The organism is Delftia sp. S65, from assembly GCF_016516495.1.
GTDB lineage: Bacteria > Pseudomonadota > Gammaproteobacteria > Burkholderiales > Burkholderiaceae_C > Comamonas > Comamonas acidovorans.
The window spans coordinates 1-347 of the sequence record NZ_JACVUR010000108.1 but is presented as its reverse complement, the minus strand read 5'-3'; the positions used below and the strand labels follow the sequence as shown (position 1 = coordinate 347).

Annotated in this window: 1 protein-coding gene; it reads right to left on the bottom strand. The window is 66.9% G+C overall.

Annotated elements, in window-relative coordinates:
* On the bottom strand, positions 1 to 347 hold a 347-nt coding region (locus tag IAE24_RS30025), incomplete at both ends, for a hypothetical protein (protein WP_200016424.1).

The window sequence follows — 347 nt, the reverse complement described above, 5'->3', positions numbered from 1 at the left end:
TGCTGGTGCAGCATGTGGTGGAAAAGAATGCCTTCCTGCAGCGGTGCCAGCGGGTAGATGTCCTGGATGTTGGCTGCACCACCGGGCACGGCTGCGGCGATCCGTGCAATCTCCTGGGCGTCCAGCGCCACCAGGGTCAGCATGGCCGGGGTGATGGCCGTGCAGTCTTCGGGAATGCCGTTGGGCGGCACCTGCACCTCGGGTCGAGCATCGGCCTGTTCGCCACCAAGGGCCTGCGCAAAGTCGGCCAGCCTGGGCTGAAGGAACAGGCTGCGCACCTGGGCCGCCAGCCCCCTGGCGCGCATGCGTTCGAGCAGCTTCAGGGCCAGCAACGAATGACCACCCAG